Annotated in this window: 2 protein-coding genes; one reads left to right on the forward strand and one right to left on the reverse strand. The window is 63.9% G+C overall.

The window, feature by feature from the left end:
* Nucleotides 1-31: 31 nt before the first annotated feature.
* Nucleotides 32-1,504: a glucose-6-phosphate dehydrogenase gene (zwf, locus tag MAXJ12_RS23785; protein ID WP_008838591.1), complete on the reverse strand. Its 1,473-nt coding sequence runs from the start codon at nt 1,502-1,504 to the stop codon at nt 32-34.
* Between the two features lie 183 nt (nt 1,505-1,687).
* Between zwf and MAXJ12_RS23790 the strand changes: the two genes are divergently transcribed.
* On the forward strand, nt 1,688-2,602 hold a 915-nt coding region (locus MAXJ12_RS23790; protein WP_008838592.1), incomplete at its 3' end, for an aldehyde dehydrogenase family protein.

Below are 2,602 nucleotides of genomic sequence, written 5' to 3' on the forward strand. Positions count from 1 at the left end.
TGCCAATCCGGCGAGCGCATCCGATCCCGCCTCAGTCGCTCTCGTGCCATGTGCGGCCGTCGCGCTCGATGAGCGCGATCGAGGCGGACGGACCCCATGTTCCGGCGGTATAGCCCTGTGCTTCCTGGCGGCTGTCTTCCCAGGCGCCGAGGATCGGGTCGATCCACTTCCAGGCGGCTTCCACCTCGTCGCGCCGCATGAACAGCGTCTGGTTGCCGCGCACCACATCCATGATCAGCCGCTCATAGGCGTCGGGATTGCGCTCCTGGAACGATTCCGCGAAGCTCATGTCGAGCGCGATTTGCCTGAGCCGCATGCCGCCGGGACCCGGATCCTTGATCATGATCCACTGCTTGACGCCTTCGTCAGGCTGCAGCCGTATCACCAACTGGTTCGCGCTGATATTGCCCGCGTTTTCGTCGAAGATCGAATGCGGGATCGGCTTGAATTCGATGACGATCTCCGAAACGCGCGAGGCGAGGCGCTTGCCGGTCCTCAGATAAAACGGCACGCCCGCCCAGCGCCAGTTGGCGATCTCGGCCTTGATGGCGACGAAGGTTTCGGTGTTGCTCTGGCCGTTGCCGAGTTCCTCGATATAGCCCTTCACCGCGCCGCCCGAGGATGCGCCGGCGCGATACTGCCCTCGCACCGTCGACCTTGGAGCCTCCGCCCCATTGACGCGTTTCAGCGAGCGCAGCACCTTCAGCTTCTCGTCACGCACGGAGTCGGCTTCCATGGAACCCGGCGCTTCCATCGCCACGAGGCACAGAAGCTGCAGGATGTGGTTCTGCACCATGTCACGCAGCGCGCCCGCCTTGTCGTAATAGGTGACGCGATCCTCGAGCCCGACGGTTTCGGCCACGGTGATCTGCACGTGATCGATATGGGCGGAGTTCCACAACGGCTCGTACAGCGCATTGGCGAAACGCAGCGCCATTAGATTCTGTACCGTCTCCTTGCCGAGATAGTGGTCGATGCGGAATATCTGCTGTTCGTCGAACACCGCGCCGATCTGGTCGTTCAGCGCGCGCGCCGATTCCAGATCCCTCCCGATCGGCTTTTCCACCACGATACGGGAATTGGGCGAAACCAGGCCGTGCTCCTGCAAATTGCCGGCGATGTCCCCGAACAGCGCCGGCGCGACGGCGAGATAGAAGACGCGGATCGCCTCGTTGGACCCGATCGCCTTCTTCAGCCTGGAAAAGCCTTCACCGGTCTTTGCGTCCACCGAAACATAGGACAGCCGGGCGAGGAATCTCTCGACCTGCTCGCCGACCGTGTCCTCGGGTTTGACGTGTTCGGCGATCGCCTTGCGGGCGAAGGCGCGGAACTCGTCGTCGCTCATCTTGGAGCGCGACGCGCCGATGATGCGGGTCGGTTCGGAGAACTGGCCGGCGTGCTGGCGGTGGTAGAGCGAGGGCAGGAGCTTGCGCTCGGCGAGGTCGCCGGTACCGCCAAAGACGATGAAATCGAACGGTTCGACGGGGATGATCTGGCTGGTCATGGTGGTTCCGTATACCTGACGGTCGGTGCTATAATCTAATCGATTTAATATGGCCAGTGCCAGACTGTCACATCTTCAAACTTGACACTGGTGCAACCCGCTTGTTTGTCGGGAGTGATAGTTGCGCCTTGTGACGGTGCCGCAACATATGGCGGCATGGGCGAAAGCCAAGGAGAAATACTGATGGGCACGCATCTTTCCGCAACGGTCGCCGAGGGCCGCGCCTTCATGCAGTTCATCGGCGGCAAGCCTGTGGACGCGCTGTCGGGCGAGCGCATCGACGTGGTCTGTCCCTCCGATGGCAAGGCTTTCGCCTCCATACCTGCGTCCGGCGCAGCCGATGTCGACCGGGCGGTCAAGGCGGCGCGGCGCGCCTTCGACGACGGGCCGTGGTCGCGGATACCGGCCGTGGAGCGCGGCCGCTGCCTGACCAGGCTTTTCCATCTGGTCGAGAGGGACGGCGCCGAGCTTGCTGCGCTCGAATCGCGCGACACCGGCAAGCCGGTGCGGCAGGGCAGGGCGGACGTCCCCGCCACCATGCGCTACTACGAATTCTACAGCGGCGCCGGCGACAAGATCCATGGTGACACCATCCCGTTCCTCGACGGCTATACGGCGCTGACGCTGCGCGAACCGCACGGTGTCGTTGCCGGCATCATCCCGTGGAACTACCCGCTGCAGATCCTCGCCCGCGTAGCTGGCGCGGCGCTTGCCATGGGCAATACGCTGGTCGTAAAACCCGCCGAGGACGCGTCGCTGACCGCGATCCGCATGGCCGAACTGGCGCTGGAGGCCGGCTTTCCCGAAGGCGTCTTCAACGTCGTGACGGGCTACGGGCGGGATGCCGGCGCAGCGCTTTCGGCGCATCCTCTGGTCGACTATGTGACCTTCACCGGCTCGCCCATGACCGGCACCGCCATCCAGCAGGCAGCGGCGATCAACAATCGCGGCGTCACCATGGAGCTTGGCGGGAAATCGCCGCAGATCGTGTTTGCCGACTCCGACATCGAAAAGGCGCTTCCGGTCCTCGTCAACGCCATCATCCAGAATGGCGGCCAGACCTGCTCGGCGGGCAGCCGAGTGCTGGTCGAGCGGCCG

This window comes from Mesorhizobium alhagi CCNWXJ12-2 (assembly GCF_000236565.1).
Taxonomy (GTDB): Bacteria; Pseudomonadota; Alphaproteobacteria; order Rhizobiales; family Rhizobiaceae; genus Allomesorhizobium; species Allomesorhizobium alhagi.

What these genes read in the sequence shown, in the direction of transcription:
- zwf (WP_008838591.1), bottom strand. Translation starts at nt 1,504, where the DNA reads ATGACCAGCCAGATCATCCCCGTCGAACCGTTCGATTTCATCGTCTTT.